Origin of the sequence: Sphingopyxis macrogoltabida (assembly GCF_001314325.1) — a bacterium.
Taxonomy (GTDB): Bacteria; Pseudomonadota; Alphaproteobacteria; order Sphingomonadales; family Sphingomonadaceae; genus Sphingopyxis; species Sphingopyxis macrogoltabida.
The window spans coordinates 2,063,613-2,076,297 of the sequence record NZ_CP009429.1 but is presented as its reverse complement, the minus strand read 5'-3'; the positions used below and the strand labels follow the sequence as shown (position 1 = coordinate 2,076,297).

General features: G+C 65.8%; 15 protein-coding genes and 1 other RNA gene. 10 read left to right on the top strand and 6 right to left on the bottom strand.

What is annotated here, in order from left to right; all coding sequences use genetic code 11:
- Nucleotides 1-48 precede the first annotated feature (48 nt).
- Nucleotides 49-357: a chorismate mutase gene (locus tag LH19_RS10380; protein WP_054727642.1), complete on the top strand. Its 309-nt coding sequence runs from the start codon at nucleotides 49-51 to the stop codon at nucleotides 355-357.
- Here the strand turns inward: LH19_RS10380 and LH19_RS10375 are convergent.
- Genes LH19_RS10375 through rpiB form a run of 5 tightly spaced genes read right to left on the bottom strand, consistent with a single transcriptional unit; the run spans nucleotide 354 to nucleotide 3,535 of the window.
- Nucleotides 354-1,091 (bottom strand): RNA methyltransferase, encoded by a 738-nt coding sequence (locus LH19_RS10375; protein WP_082395566.1) that lies wholly within the window; start codon nucleotides 1,089-1,091, stop codon nucleotides 354-356. The genes LH19_RS10380 and LH19_RS10375 overlap by 4 nt on opposite strands.
- Complete coding sequence (gene nrdR, locus LH19_RS10370) at nucleotides 1,088-1,552, bottom strand: transcriptional regulator NrdR (protein ID WP_054727640.1); 465 nt, start codon at nucleotides 1,550-1,552, stop codon at nucleotides 1,088-1,090. Before nrdR ends, LH19_RS10375 begins: the two co-directional genes overlap by 4 nt.
- 3 nt (nucleotides 1,553-1,555) lie before the next feature.
- Entirely contained in the window at nucleotides 1,556-1,774 is a 219-nt protein-coding gene (locus LH19_RS10365; protein WP_054727637.1) for a hypothetical protein, read from the bottom strand.
- A 4-nt stretch (nucleotides 1,775-1,778) separates the two neighbouring features.
- Nucleotides 1,779-3,086, bottom strand: a complete 1,308-nt coding sequence (gene glyA, locus LH19_RS10360; protein WP_054727635.1) for a serine hydroxymethyltransferase — start codon at nucleotides 3,084-3,086, stop codon at nucleotides 1,779-1,781.
- The gene (gene rpiB, locus LH19_RS10355) at nucleotides 3,083-3,535 is read right to left on the bottom strand and encodes a ribose 5-phosphate isomerase B (protein ID WP_054727633.1); all 453 of its coding nucleotides are present in this window, start codon (nucleotides 3,533-3,535) and stop codon (nucleotides 3,083-3,085) included. The genes glyA and rpiB overlap by 4 nt, the downstream gene beginning before the upstream one ends.
- 112 nt (nucleotides 3,536-3,647) lie before the next feature.
- On the opposite strand from rpiB, the gene LH19_RS10350 reads away from it, so the two are divergent.
- Complete coding sequence (locus LH19_RS10350; RefSeq protein ID WP_054727631.1) at nucleotides 3,648-3,839, top strand: hypothetical protein; 192 nt, start codon at nucleotides 3,648-3,650, stop codon at nucleotides 3,837-3,839.
- Entirely contained in the window at nucleotides 3,836-4,537 is a 702-nt protein-coding gene (locus tag LH19_RS10345; protein ID WP_054727629.1) for a DUF3667 domain-containing protein, read from the top strand. The genes LH19_RS10350 and LH19_RS10345 overlap by 4 nt, the downstream gene beginning before the upstream one ends.
- Nucleotides 4,538-4,543: 6 nt before the next feature.
- Here LH19_RS10345 and LH19_RS10340 read toward each other — a convergent pair whose 3' ends face one another.
- A complete protein-coding gene (locus LH19_RS10340; protein ID WP_054588059.1) occupies nucleotides 4,544-5,200 on the bottom strand; it encodes an alpha/beta hydrolase in 657 nt (218 codons plus the stop codon).
- Between the two features lie 252 nt (nucleotides 5,201-5,452).
- On the opposite strand from LH19_RS10340, the gene LH19_RS10335 reads away from it, so the two are divergent.
- From LH19_RS10335 to lon, 7 genes are all read left to right on the top strand, one after another.
- Entirely contained in the window at nucleotides 5,453-6,544 is a 1,092-nt protein-coding gene (locus LH19_RS10335) for a cysteine desulfurase family protein (protein ID WP_054727627.1), read from the top strand.
- Nucleotides 6,541-6,879, top strand: coding sequence for a 2Fe-2S iron-sulfur cluster-binding protein (locus LH19_RS10330; RefSeq protein ID WP_145923629.1), 339 nt, complete (start codon nucleotides 6,541-6,543; stop codon nucleotides 6,877-6,879). The genes LH19_RS10335 and LH19_RS10330 overlap by 4 nt, the downstream gene beginning before the upstream one ends.
- Complete coding sequence (bla, locus tag LH19_RS10325; RefSeq protein ID WP_054727623.1) at nucleotides 6,879-7,760, top strand: class A beta-lactamase; 882 nt, start codon at nucleotides 6,879-6,881, stop codon at nucleotides 7,758-7,760. The genes LH19_RS10330 and bla overlap by 1 nt, the downstream gene beginning before the upstream one ends.
- 73 nt (nucleotides 7,761-7,833) lie before the next feature.
- Nucleotides 7,834-7,931: signal recognition particle sRNA small type (gene ffs / locus LH19_RS27930), an RNA gene on the top strand.
- A gap of 43 nt (nucleotides 7,932-7,974) precedes the next feature.
- Nucleotides 7,975-9,702, top strand: coding sequence for a DNA polymerase III subunit gamma/tau (locus LH19_RS10320; RefSeq protein WP_082395565.1), 1,728 nt, complete (start codon nucleotides 7,975-7,977; stop codon nucleotides 9,700-9,702).
- Nucleotides 9,699-10,034 (top strand): YbaB/EbfC family nucleoid-associated protein, encoded by a 336-nt coding sequence (locus LH19_RS10315; protein ID WP_054588055.1) that lies wholly within the window; start codon nucleotides 9,699-9,701, stop codon nucleotides 10,032-10,034. Before LH19_RS10320 ends, LH19_RS10315 begins: the two co-directional genes overlap by 4 nt.
- 125 nt (nucleotides 10,035-10,159) lie before the next feature.
- Entirely contained in the window at nucleotides 10,160-12,556 is a 2,397-nt protein-coding gene (gene lon / locus LH19_RS10310) for an endopeptidase La (RefSeq protein ID WP_054727621.1), read from the top strand.
- Nucleotides 12,557-12,685: the final 129 nt, after the last annotated feature.

The window sequence follows — 12,685 nt, the reverse complement described above, 5'->3', positions numbered from 1 at the left end:
TGCAGCCGTGGCTCGACAGGGCGGAAAAAGCCGCTAAAGGCAGCGGCCATGACGTCCGCCAAACTTCCCGAACAGTGCGAAACGATGATCGAGGTGCGCGCCGGGGTCGACCAGGTCGACCGCGAGCTGGTCGCGCTGCTCGTCCGCCGCTTCGGCTATATGGATGCGGCCGCACGGATCAAGCCCGACCGCGAGGCGGTCCGCGACGAGGTCCGCAAGGCCGAGGTGCTCGACAATGTCGCGCGCGCGGCCGCGGCGGCGGGGCTCGAACCCGACCGGCTGCGTGCGGTGTGGAACGAGCTGGTCGAACAGTCGATCGCCTATGAATTCGACCGCTGGGATCGCGAACGGGCTTAATCCGCGGTTCGTGCCGATTTGCGCGCTTTACCCAGCGTCGTAACGATGCCGTGCATCATCCTGATATCGTTATAGGACCAGCCGGTCTTGGTCAGCATGGTTCGCAGCGTCCGCAGCGTCGCCTCGGTGCGGTCGGCGGGGAAGAAATAGCCCGTCTTGTCGAGGTCGCGGATGAAATGCTGGATCAGCTGCTCCATTTCGCCATGATCTGCCGGCGGATCGAGCGGGACTTCGGGCGGGCTGGCCAGCGCGACGCCCTTCGACCATTCATAGGCGAGGAGGATCACCGCCTGCGCAAGGTTGAGCGACCCGAATTGGGGATTGATCGGCACCGTGACGATGCTGTGCGCGAGCGCGACGTCGTCGGTTTCGAGGCCCGACCGCTCCGGACCGAAGATATAGGCCGATCGCCCGGCGGTCGCATGGACCTGTTTCGCCGCCGCTTCGGGGGTGAGCACCGGCTTGGTGACCCCGCGCTTGCGCACCGTGGTCGCATAGATATGGGTGCAATCGGCAACCGCCTCGGCGACGCTGTCGAAAACCTGCGCCCCGGCCAGCACGATATCGGCGCCCGATGCGGCCGGCCCGGCATCGGGATTCGGCCAGCCGTCGCGCGGCGCGACGAGGCGCAACTCGGTCAGCCCGAAATTGAGCATCGCGCGCGCCGCCTTGCCGATATTTTCGCCGAGCTGCGGACGGACGAGAACGATGACAGGAGGCGGGGCGGCGCTCAACTCTTCTTCGCCGCTTCGGCGACGCTCGAGGCAAATTCCTCGAAGTCCTTGGCTTCGGTGAAATCGCGATAGACGCTGGCGAAGCGGATATAGGCGACATTGTCGAAGCCCTTCAGCGCTTCCATCACCATCGCGCCGATTTGCGCCGCCTGGACCTCGCTCTCGCCCGACGTCTCTAGCTGGCGCTGGATCCCCGACACCAGCCGTTCGATCCGGGCGCCGTCGATCGGCCGCTTGCGGCACGCGATCTGGACGCTGCGCATCAGTTTCTCGCGATCGAAGGGTTCGCGGCTGCCGCCCGCTTTGAGAACCGCGACCTCGCGGAGCTGGATACGCTCGAAGGTGGTAAAGCGCGCGCCGCAATCCTCGCACTGGCGGCGGCGGCGAATCGCGGCGCCGTCCTCGGTCGGACGGCTGTCCTTCACCTGGCTGTCTTCATGGCCGCAATAGGGACAGCGCATCGGTCAGCGTTTCACCCGCGAATAGAGCGCGATCGCAGCGCCCGCGAACAGCCCGACCGGCCACGAAACGACCGGCAGCAGAGCGCCCGCGACCGCACCGATCGCACCGCCGGTCAGCACCGGGCGCGTCGAGGGATGCTTGATCCCCTCCTTGCCCATCGCCTTGACCTCTTCGATCGTCAGCTCGACCAGCGTCGGTTCCTCGGGATGCTGCCGCGCCATTGCCTTATCCCTGATAGATGGGGAAACGCTCGCACAGCGCGCGGACGCGCTTGCGGACATCCGCCTCGACATCGGCGTCGCCATGCTCGCCCTTGTCGCGCAACGCTTCGAGCACATCGGCAACCATGTCGCCGATTTCCTCGAACTCGGCGACCCCGAAGCCGCGCGTCGTGCCGGCGGGCGAGCCGACGCGGATGCCGCTCGTCTTGACCGGCGGCAGCGGGTCGAAGGGGATGCCGTTCTTGTTGCAGGTGATCGCGCTGCGTTCGAGCGCCTCGTCGGCATCGCGGCCGGTGACGCCGAGCGGGCGAAGGTCGATCAGCGCGAGGTGCGTATCGGTGCCGCCCGCGACGACGTCGGCGCCGCGTGCTTTCAGCCGGCCGGCGAGGGCCTGTGCGTTGGCGACGGTCGCCTTGGCATAATCCTTGAATTCGGGGCGCAGCGCTTCGCCGAATGCCACGGCTTTCGCCGCGATGACGTGCATCAGCGGGCCGCCCTGAAGGCCGGGGAAGACCGCCGAATTGATGCGCTTGGCGATCGCTTCGTCATTGGTCAGGATCATGCCGCCGCGCGGGCCACGCAGCGTCTTGTGCGTCGTCGTGGTGACGACATGCGCGTGCGGGAGCGGCGAGGGATGGGCGCCGCCCGCGACGAGGCCGGCGAAATGCGCCATGTCGACCATCAGCAGCGCGCCGACATCGTCGGCGATCTGGCGGAAGCGCGCGAAGTCGAGCGTGCGCGGATAGGCCGAGCCGCCCGCGATGATCAGCGAGGGTCGATGCTCCTTCGCCAGCGCCTCGACCTGGTCGAAATCGACCAGATGGTCGTCGGGGCGGACGCCGTACTGGACCGCGTTGAACCATTTGCCCGACATGGCGGGCGGGGCGCCGTGGGTCAGGTGACCGCCGGCGTCGAGGCTCATGCCGAGGATCGTCGCGCCGGGTTTGGTCAGCGCCAGCATCACCGCGCCGTTGGCTTGCGCACCCGAATGCGGCTGGACGTTGACATAGCCGCAGTCGAAAAGCTGCTTGGCGCGGTCGATCGCGAGCTGTTCGACCTCGTCCGACGGCGCGCAGCCCTGGTAATAGCGGCGGCCGGGATAACCCTCGGCATATTTGTTGGTGAAGACGCTGCCCTGCGCCTCGAGCACCGCCTTCGAAACGATGTTCTCCGACGCGATCAGTTCGATCTGATGCTGTTCGCGTTCGAGTTCATGCTTCATCGCTGCCGCAACCGCGGGATCGGTCGCGCCGACGCCGTCCGAGAAGAAACCGGCCGAGCGAATGGGCTTGTCGAGCGTGTCTGTGGTCATCGGCTGGTCTCCAGTAGGGGCGGATTGGAAAGCTTGTCGACGCGGCGCGCGTGGCGGTCGCCGGCGAATTCGGTGGTCAGGAAGGCGTCGAGGCAGGCCTTCGCCATGTCGATACCGGTCAGGCGCGCGCCCATTGCGATGACATTCGCGTCATTATGCTCGCGCGACAGCTTCGCCGACAGCGGTTCGGAAACGAGCGCGCAGCGCGCAGCGGGGTTGCGGTTGACCGAGATAGAGATGCCGATGCCCGACCCGCAGAGCGCGACGCCGCGTTCGGCGCGGCCGTCGGCGATCGCTTCGGCGAGGCGGTAGCCATAATCGGGATAGTCGACGCTGTCGGGACCGTTCGTCCCGAGATCCTCGACCTCGTGCCCCTGTTCGCGAAGCCAGTCGGAGAGCAGGGCTTTCAGCTCCCAGGCGGCATGGTCAGAGGCTATGGCAAGGCGCATCGGCGCGGCTCCCGCTGGAGGAAGGGAATCGATGAGCGCCCTTTAGGCGAAGCCGCGTGCATTGGCCATAAGCGAGGTGGCAAATTTGTGACGCCGTCGATAAAGCCGCCCTATGTCCGACACCATCATGTCCGTGCTGATGCTCACCGGGGTCATTCTGACCGGGGGTGCTGTCTTTGTCTTTCGAGGGGGCGACCGCCGCCGCGCGCTGCTGATGCTCGTCGCCGCGCTGGTGATGTTCGCCAATGTCGCGATCTGGCTGGTGCCGGTGAAGGGCGCGCCGGCGAGCAACGCCGCCGAATGAGCGACGATTGCGCGCACCGGAAGGTCGGGCGTTATTGCCCCGATTGCGGCAAGGATCTGCAGCCGCAGCCCATCGACCGCCGCACGGTGATGAGCGAACTCGTCGAAAACTGGTGGGAAAGGGGCGTCCTCCACACGCTGATCGGGCTGTTCCGCCAGCCCGGCGTGCTGATCCGCCGCTATATCGAAAGCGACCGCGACATATTGGTCAAGGCGGTGCCCTATATCGCGGTTGCGCTCGCCCTGAATTACGGATTGCGCGCGCGCTTTCTGCCGGGCAGCACGACGACCGAGCTGTCGATCATCGAGACGCTGCAGCAGGAGCCGCTGGTCATCCCGCTGCTCTCGGCGCTGATTTCGGCGCTGGTGCTGCACTTCATCTTCTATCGCGACGCATCCGCCGGCCTGTTCGGCACGATGGTGATGCGGCTTTACATCCTCGCGCAGGCGACCCTGCTCGTCGTCGTGGTCGATCTGGCGATGCAATTGTTCCTGACCGACCGCAGCATCGGGCGCAACCTGACGCGGCTTGCCTTCGGGCTTGGCTTCACCATCTTCGCCGTGCGCCAATATTATACCGGCGAAGGACGCGGCGGGTGGATCCGCGCGATCGCCGCGATCCTGTGCGGCGAACTCGCGCTGATCTTGTTCGTCTATATGCCTGCCGCGATGATCGAGCAGGCGGGCCTGCTCGATTAGCGTCGGTCAGCGGATCGGCGAATCGGGTGCGAGCCGCATATCCAGATAGTTATCGAGCGACTTCATCAACTGGTCGAGCTCATGCTCGAAGAAGTGGTTCGCGCGCGGGATCTCGTCGTGATGGATCGTGATGCCCTTTTGCGTGCGCAGCTTGTCGACCAGCTTCTGCACCGCGCCCGGGGGCACGATCTCGTCCTGCCCGCCTGCGACGATGATACCCGACGATGGGCAGGGGGCGAGGAAGCTGAAGTCGTACATGTTCGCCGGCGGCGCGACCGACAGGAAGCCGCGGATTTCGGGGCGCCGCATCAGAAGCTGCATGCCGATCCACGCGCCGAAGCTGAAGCCCGCGATCCATGTCGTCTGCGCTTCGGGGTGGATCGACTGGACCCAGTCGAGCGCCGACGCGGCGTCGGAGAGCTCGCCGATGCCGTTGTCGAAGGTGCCCTGGCTGCGGCCGACGCCGCGGAAGTTGAAGCGCAGCACTGCGAAACCGCGCGCGACGAAGCTCTTGTACATCGCCTGCGTGATGCGGTCGTTCATCGTGCCGCCGCCCTGCGGATGCGGGTGGAGGATCAGCGCAACCGGCGCCCGCGGGCGCGGCGGGGGCGAGAAACGGCCTTCGATGCGGCCTTCGGGGCCGGGGAAAATGACGTCGGGCATGGGCGCACCTTTATGTTTCTGAGGCTTGCCACCGATTCGCCGGAGCGGCGGGGTGGCGGAGCGAGGATGGCGCCTATATAGAAAATAGGTCTCAACATGCAACTTTTGCGAATCTTTCGCAATAAGGGGTGATTTGCCCTGTTTTCCGTTCGCATCGAGCGAAGTCGAGATGCCCATCGGTGTGGCGCCTGACCGAGGGGTGTCTCGACTTCGCTCGACATGAGCGGAAATTGAGGACATTCGAAATCCGCCATGATTTACCTCGACTATCAAGCCACGACGCCGCTCGCTCCCGAGGCGCGCGAGGCGATGCTGCGCTGGCTTGAAGGGCCAAGGGACGGAGACGGCTTCGCCAATCCGTCGAGCACGCATAAGGCTGGCCGCGCCGCCGCCGCCGCCGTCGAGGTCGCGCGCGATCAGGTCGCGGCGCTACTGCCGCAGGGCGGGCGCGTCTTTTTCACGTCGGGCGCGACCGAAGCGCTCAACTGGGCGCTGTTCAGCGGCGCCAAGGCGAAACCCGGAGGGGTCGCGGGGCTCAGCATCGAACATGCGGCGTCGCTGCAATGTCTTGAACGGCTGCACGCCCACATCCTTCCCGTCGACGGAGCGGGGCTGGCATTGCCGGTCGATGATGCGCTGATCCCCGAAAACGGCATCGTCGCGACGATGCTGGTCAACAACGAGGTCGGGACGATCCAGCCGATCGCCGATTTCGCCGCGGCGGCGCATGCGAAAAACAGCCTTCTCCTTTGCGACGCGGTGCAGGGCTACGGCCGCGTCGCGATTCCCGCGGAAGCCGATCTGGTCGCGCTCTCGGCGCACAAGATTCACGGCCCCAAGGGCATCGGCGCGCTGTGGGTGCGCGACGGGATCGATCTCGAACCGCTGATGTTCGGCGGCGCGCAGGAGCAGGGGATGCGTTCGGGCACCGTCTCGCCCGCGCTATGTGCCGGCTTCGGGGCCGCCGCAGCGCTGGCGGCCGAACGCTTCGACAAGGATGCCGGCCATGTCGAGCGCCTCTGGTCGCTCGCGCTCGACATGCTCCCCGAATGGACGATCAACGGCGATGCGCAGCGCCGCTATCGCGGCAACCTCAATGTCCGGCGCGAGGGCGTGAACGGCCTGCGGCTGATGTCCGACGCGCGTAATGTCGCCTTTTCGCTCGGCAGCGCGTGCGGCAGCGGGTCGGGCAAGGTCAGCCATGTGCTGCGCGCGATGGGCATCAGCGAAACCGACGCGCGCGCGTCGATCCGCCTCGGCTGGGGACGCTATACGTCGGAGCAGGACCTGCGCGACGGCCTGACCGCGATCAGGGAAGCCGCGCGTCTTCAGGGGGTGAACTGATGCGCGTCACTTTCATCCATGCCGACGGCAAGCAGCGCACCGAGGCCGAAGCCGAGCCCGGCTCGATCCTGCTCGACGTCGCGCAGGCGCACATGATGCCGCTCGAAGGCACCTGCGAAGGGCAGATGGCCTGTTCGACCTGCCATGTCATCGTCGCCAAAGAGGATTTCGACCGCCTGCCCGAAGCGAGCGAGATGGAAGAGGATATGCTCGACCTCGCCGCCGGGGTGCGGCGCACCAGCCGGCTGGCCTGCCAGATCGTGCTGACCGATGCGCTCGACGGGCTGACGGTCCATATCCCGGCCGAAAGCCGCAATATGCAGGGGCCCCGCTGATGCGGATGCTGCTCGCTGCCGTTCTGCTCGCGACCTCGGCCTGCGCCGCCGTGTCCGGCGAGCCGACCGGCGATTCGGTGATCCAGGCCAAGGCGATCCGCGACCTCGAAGCGCGCAGCGGCGGCAGGCTCGGCATCGCGGTCGTCGATGCGCGCGGCAAGCTGGTTTCCGCCGACCGCGGCCACGAACGCTTCGCGATGTGCTCGACCTTCAAGCTGCTGCTTGCCGGACAGGTGCTCGAACGCGCGGCAAAAGGCGTTTCGTTGCGGACGCCGCTCGCCTTTACCCGCGCCGATCTGGTGTCCTGGTCGCCGGGAACCGAGAAACTCGTCGGCCCCGACGGGCGCGGCGAGCAGCAGCTCGGCATGGCGGTGCGCGACGCCGTGGTGCTCAGCGACAACAGCGCTGCGAACCTGATCCTGAAGCAGATGGGCGGGCCCGATGTTTTTACCGCCGCGCTGCGCCGGGCGGGCGACAGCGTCACGCGGCTCGACCGGATCGAGCCTGAGCTCAATGAAAATGCACCGGGCGACGAACGCGATACGACGACCCCGATCGCGATGGCGACCAGCGCTGCCGGCTATGTTTTCGGCAACCGGCTGGGCGCCGGGCATCGCAAGCAGCTCCGCGGCTGGATGATCGAAAGCGAAACCGGCCTCAAGCGTATCCGTGCCGGCTTGCCGCAAGGCTGGACGGCGGGCGACAAGACGGGAACCTGCGGCACCGCCTATAACGACGTCGCCTTTGTCGAGGCGCCGGACGGGCGCAAATATGTCATCGCGATCTACCTCGACCGGCCGGCGGTGACGGGGGACGACGCCAGCGCGGTGATTGCCGAGGCGACGCGCCTGACGGTGGAGACGATCGACATCACCGGCTGACCGCCATCCGCGGACCTGAACGGGCCTTTGGCAGGCATAGCTTGCAATTCGCCGTATTCCCCGCCATATGCGCCGCGGAAGTCGGGCGGACGTGGTCTTCGCCAACCCGGTCAGGTCCGGAAGGAAGCAGCCGCAACGAATTCGCCGCGGGTCGTTCCGGCTTCCACCCATTTCCCCCTTCGACAAGACCGCGGCGCGCCCCTAAGACGGGGCCATGGATGATTCCGCCGACGACGATACCCCGATGCTGGGAATGGATTTGCCCGAGGCGCCTGCTCCGGCGGCTTCATCGGGTCCTTACCGCGTTCTCGCCCGCAAATATCGCCCGCAAACCTTTGCCGAACTGATCGGGCAGGATGCGATGGTGAAGACGCTGGGCAATGCGATCGCGCGCGACCGGCTGGCGCATGCATTCCTGATGACCGGGGTACGCGGGGTCGGCAAGACGTCGACCGCGCGCCTGATCGCCAAGGCGCTCAACTGCATCGGACCCGACGGGCAGGGCGGGCCGACGATCGACCCGTGCGGGGTCTGCGAACCGTGCCGCGCGATCACCGAGGGCCGTCATATCGACGTGATCGAGATGGACGCCGCGTCGAACACCGGCGTCGACGATGTGCGCGAGATTATCGAGGCGGTGCGCTATGCCGCGGTGTCGGCGCGCTACAAGATCTACATCATCGACGAAGTGCACATGTTGTCGCGTAACGCCTTCAACGCGCTTCTGAAAACGCTCGAAGAGCCGCCGCCGCACGTCAAATTCCTGTTCGCGACCACCGAGGTGAACAAGGTGCCGGTGACGGTGCTGTCGCGCTGCCAGCGCTTCGACCTGCGCCGCATCACCCCCGACATGCTGTTCGCGCATTTCAGCGCGATTTTGCAGAAGGAAGGCGTCGAGGCCGAGGCACCGGCGATCTGGCTGATCGCCAACGCCGCCGAAGGCTCGGTGCGCGACGGGCTGTCGATCCTCGATCAGGCGATCGCGCATGCCGACCTGGAATCGGGGGAAGGGGGCGGCGGCAAGATCGGCGCCGATCAGGTGCGCGCGATGCTCGGCCTGTCGGACCGGACCGCGATCACGCAGTTGATGGCGACGGTCCTCGGCGGCGATAGCGGCGGCGCGATCGACCTTGTCCGGGCGCAATATGCGCTGGGGATCGAACCCGTCGCGATGGTGCGCGGGCTGATGGACCTGACGCATGCGGTCACGCTTGCCAAAGTGTCGCGCCACGACGATCCCGCGCTCGCCGCCGGTGATCGCGAGCGCATCGGCGACTGGGCGCAAAAGCTCGGGTTCGCGCCGCTCAATCGCCTCTGGCAGCTCCTCCTCAAGGGGCATGACGAGGTGCTCCGCGCGAACAACCCGCTCGAACATCTCGAAATGCTGCTGCTCCGCGTGATCTATGCGGCGTCGCTGCCCGATCCGGGCGAGCTTGCGAAGTTGCTCGAATCGGGGAGCCTGCCGACGATGCCGCGGGCGCCGCGGGCCCCGGCATCGGTGCAGGACGGGCCGTCCGATAGCGCCGCGGTCCCTATCGATGCGGAGGCAGGTACCGAGCCGCCGGCAACGGCGCTGACCGTGGCGCAAATCCATCAACTTCTCGAAACGACAGGAAATCACAGGCTTGCAGTGCAAGTTTATGATCATTTGCGAATTATCGAGCTCGACCCCGGCAATATCGTTTTTGCCGCCGTCCCCGCGCTCGGCGGCTCGTTCGCCCGCGACCTCGGCGACACGCTGCTGACCCAGACCGGAAGCCGCTGGCACGTCCGCCCCGGCGAGGGCGAGGCGCGGCCGAGCCTCGGCGAAATCCGCGCGGCGCGCGTTGCCGACAATGGCGAACGCATTCGCGAACTACCGGTCGTCAAGGCCGCCCTGGCCGCTTTTCCCGATGCGAAGCTTGTCGAAGACGACGACAATCGCCATAAGTCCCAATCATGAAATCGATCGAAGAGATGATGAAGGCGGCGCAGGAAGCCGCCGCGACCGTGCAGGCCCAGATGCAGGAGGCGCAGGCGAAGCTCGACGCCCTTGAGGTCGAGGGCGTGTCGGGCGGCGGGCTGGTGCGCATCCGGGCGAGCGCCAAGGGGCGGATCAAGGCGATTGCCATCGACGACAGCCTGATCGTCCCTGCCGACAAGCAGATGCTCGAGGATCTGCTCGCCGCCGCGTTCAACGACGCGCGCGAAAAGGCCGATCAGGTCAGCAACGAGGAAATGGGCAAGATGACCAGCGGCCTGCCGTTGCCGCCGGGGTTCAAGCTGCCCTTCTGAGCCGCATCGCGCCGTGGTCATTCACCGCAGCGACATTGAATGCGGCGCAACTTACGCCATATTAGCCGGGAACATCCTATAACAGGGGTGGCGCGTCGATTCCGGACGCCCGCCCAGGAGCCGTAATGACGCAATCTTATCCCCTTCTTCCGCTGCGTGACATCGTCGTTTTCCCGCACATGATCGTGCCGCTGTTCGTCGGCCGCGACCGTTCGGTCGCTGCGCTCGAAACCGCGATGGAGAGCGACAAGGAAATCTTCCTCGTCGCCCAGCTCGATCCGGGCGAGGACGACCCGCAGCGCGACGATCTTTACGATGTCGGCGTGATCGCCACCGTGCTCCAGCTCCTGAAGCTGCCCGACGGCACCGTCCGCGTGCTGGTCGAGGGCAAGGAACGCGCGAAGCTGCTGGCGCTCGCCACCGAAGATAAGGCGGTTATGGCGAGCGTGAAGCCGGTCGCCGATACCGTCGACGACAGCGTCGACACGGCCGCGCTGATGCGTTCGGTCGTCGACCAGTTCGAAAATTACGCCAAGCTCAACAAGAAGATGCCGGCCGAAACCGCGGTCCAGCTTTCGCAGATCGAAGAAGCCTCGCGGCTTGCCGATTCGGTGGCCGGCAACCTCAACATCAAGGTTTCCGACAAGCAGGCGCTGCTCGTCGAGGATGCGCCGTCGAAGCGGCTCGAAATGGTTTTCGCCTTCATGGAAGGCGAACTCGGCGTGCTGCAGGTCGAAAAGAAGATCCGCGGCCGCGTCAAGCGCCAGATGGAAAAGAGCCAGCGCGAATATTATCTCAACGAGCAGTTGAAGGCGATCCAGCGCGAACTCGGCAACGACAATGGCGAGGGCGGCGACGACCTTGCCGAGCTGCAGCTCAAGATCGACAGCCTCAAAATGTCGAAGGAAGCCAAGGCGAAGGCCCAGGCCGAAATGAAGAAGCTGCGCGCCATGGCGCCGATGTCGGCCGAAGCGACCGTCGTACGCAACTATCTCGACACGCTGATCGGCCTGCCTTGGGGCAAGAAGTCGAAGCTCAAGAAGGATATCGCGAAGGCGCAGGACGTCCTCGACGACGACCATTATGCGCTCGAAAAGGTCAAGGACCGGATCGTCGAATATCTGGCGGTGCAGGCGCGCACGAACAAGCTGAAGGGGCCGATCCTGTGCCTCGTCGGCCCGCCGGGCGTCGGCAAGACCAGCCTTGGCAAGTCGATCGCCAAGGCGACCGGGCGCGAGTTCATTCGCCAGTCGCTGGGCGGCGTGCGCGACGAGGCCGAGATCCGCGGCCACCGCCGGACTTACATCGGCTCGCTGCCGGGCAAGATCGTGACCAACCTCAAAAAGGCCGGCACGATGAACCCGCTGTTCCTGCTCGACGAGATCGACAAGCTGGGTCAGGATTTCCGCGGCGATCCGGCGTCGGCGCTGCTCGAGGTCCTCGACCCCGAACAGAATGGCAAGTTCCAGGACCATTATCTGGAGATCGACGTCGACCTGTCCGACATCATGTTCGTCACCACGGCAAACTCGCTGAATCTGCCGCAGCCGTTGCTCGACCGCATGGAGATCATCCGGCTCGAAGGCTATACCGAGGACGAGAAGGTCGAAATCGCCAAGCGCCATCTCGTCGCCAAGCAGGTCGAAGCGCATGGGCTGAAAGCCGGCGAGTTCGAGCTGACCGAAGACGGGCTGCGCGACCTCATCCGCTATTATACGCGCGAAGCGGGCGTCCGCACGCTCGAGCGCGAAATCGCGAAGCTGGCGCGCAAGGCACTGCGCCGCATCCTCGAAGGCAAGGCCGAGGCGGTCGTCGTGACGCCCGAAAACCTCGCCGAATTCTCGGGCGTGCGCAAATACAAGCATGGCATCAGCGATCTCGAGGACCAGATCGGCGCCGTCACCGGCCTTGCCTGGACCGAGGTCGGCGGCGAATTGCTGACCATCGAGGCGGTCACCGCGTCGGGCAAGGGCCAGGTCCGCACCACCGGCAAGCTCGGCGAAGTGATGACCGAATCGGTGCAGGCCGCGCTGTCGTTCGTGAAGGCGCGCGCGCCCTCCTATGGCATCAAGCCCAGCCTGTTCGCGCGCAAGGACATCCACATCCACCTTCCAGAAGGCGCCGTGCCGAAGGACGGCCCGTCGGCCGGTGTCGGCATGGTGACCGCGATGATCTCGACCCTGACCGGCATCGCGGTGCGCAAGGATGTCGCGATGACGGGCGAGGTGACGCTGCGCGGCCGCGTGCTCGCGATCGGCGGGCTCAAGGAAAAGCTGCTCGCGGCGCTCCGTGGCGGGATCAAGACGGTGCTGATCCCCGAGGAAAATGAAAAGGACCTCGTGGAAATTCCGGCGAACATCACGACTGGCCTCAAGATCATCCCGGTCAACCACGTCGACCAGGTGCTGGCCGAAGCGCTCGTTTCGCCGATCGAACCGATCGAGTGGACCGAGGCCGACGAACTCGCCGCTTCGCCGCCGATCGCGCCGGGTTCGGACCCCGAAACGGCGATTCGGCACTGACCGGATCGCCGCTGGTCTCAGTCCTGGCGGCTTTTCGTCGCAAAAACGTCATTTTGGGGCGTTTTTCGGCCTTTTTTGCTTTGACAAGGCAGGGTCAAACAGCGTTAGTGGCGCGCCATGGCTTCGGGC

What these genes read in the sequence shown, in the direction of transcription:
- LH19_RS10380 (WP_054727642.1), top strand. Translation starts at nt 49, where the DNA reads ATGACGTCCGCCAAACTTCCCGAACAGTGCGAAACGATGATCGAGGTG.
- LH19_RS10365 (WP_054727637.1), bottom strand. Translation starts at nt 1,774, where the DNA reads ATGGCGCGGCAGCATCCCGAGGAACCGACGCTGGTCGAGCTGACGATC.
- LH19_RS10350 (WP_054727631.1), top strand. Translation starts at nt 3,648, where the DNA reads ATGTCCGACACCATCATGTCCGTGCTGATGCTCACCGGGGTCATTCTG.
- LH19_RS10315 (WP_054588055.1), top strand. Translation starts at nt 9,699, where the DNA reads ATGAAATCGATCGAAGAGATGATGAAGGCGGCGCAGGAAGCCGCCGCG.
- glyA (WP_054727635.1), bottom strand. Translation starts at nt 3,086, where the DNA reads ATGACCACAGACACGCTCGACAAGCCCATTCGCTCGGCCGGTTTCTTC.
- rpiB (WP_054727633.1), bottom strand. Translation starts at nt 3,535, where the DNA reads ATGCGCCTTGCCATAGCCTCTGACCATGCCGCCTGGGAGCTGAAAGCC.
- lon (WP_054727621.1), top strand. Translation starts at nt 10,160, where the DNA reads ATGACGCAATCTTATCCCCTTCTTCCGCTGCGTGACATCGTCGTTTTC.
- nrdR (WP_054727640.1), bottom strand. Translation starts at nt 1,552, where the DNA reads ATGCGCTGTCCCTATTGCGGCCATGAAGACAGCCAGGTGAAGGACAGC.
- LH19_RS10335 (WP_054727627.1), top strand. Translation starts at nt 5,453, where the DNA reads ATGATTTACCTCGACTATCAAGCCACGACGCCGCTCGCTCCCGAGGCG.
- LH19_RS10340 (WP_054588059.1), bottom strand. Translation starts at nt 5,200, where the DNA reads ATGCCCGACGTCATTTTCCCCGGCCCCGAAGGCCGCATCGAAGGCCGT.
- bla (WP_054727623.1), top strand. Translation starts at nt 6,879, where the DNA reads ATGCGGATGCTGCTCGCTGCCGTTCTGCTCGCGACCTCGGCCTGCGCC.
- LH19_RS10320 (WP_082395565.1), top strand. Translation starts at nt 7,975, where the DNA reads ATGGATGATTCCGCCGACGACGATACCCCGATGCTGGGAATGGATTTG.
- LH19_RS10345 (WP_054727629.1), top strand. Translation starts at nt 3,836, where the DNA reads ATGAGCGACGATTGCGCGCACCGGAAGGTCGGGCGTTATTGCCCCGAT.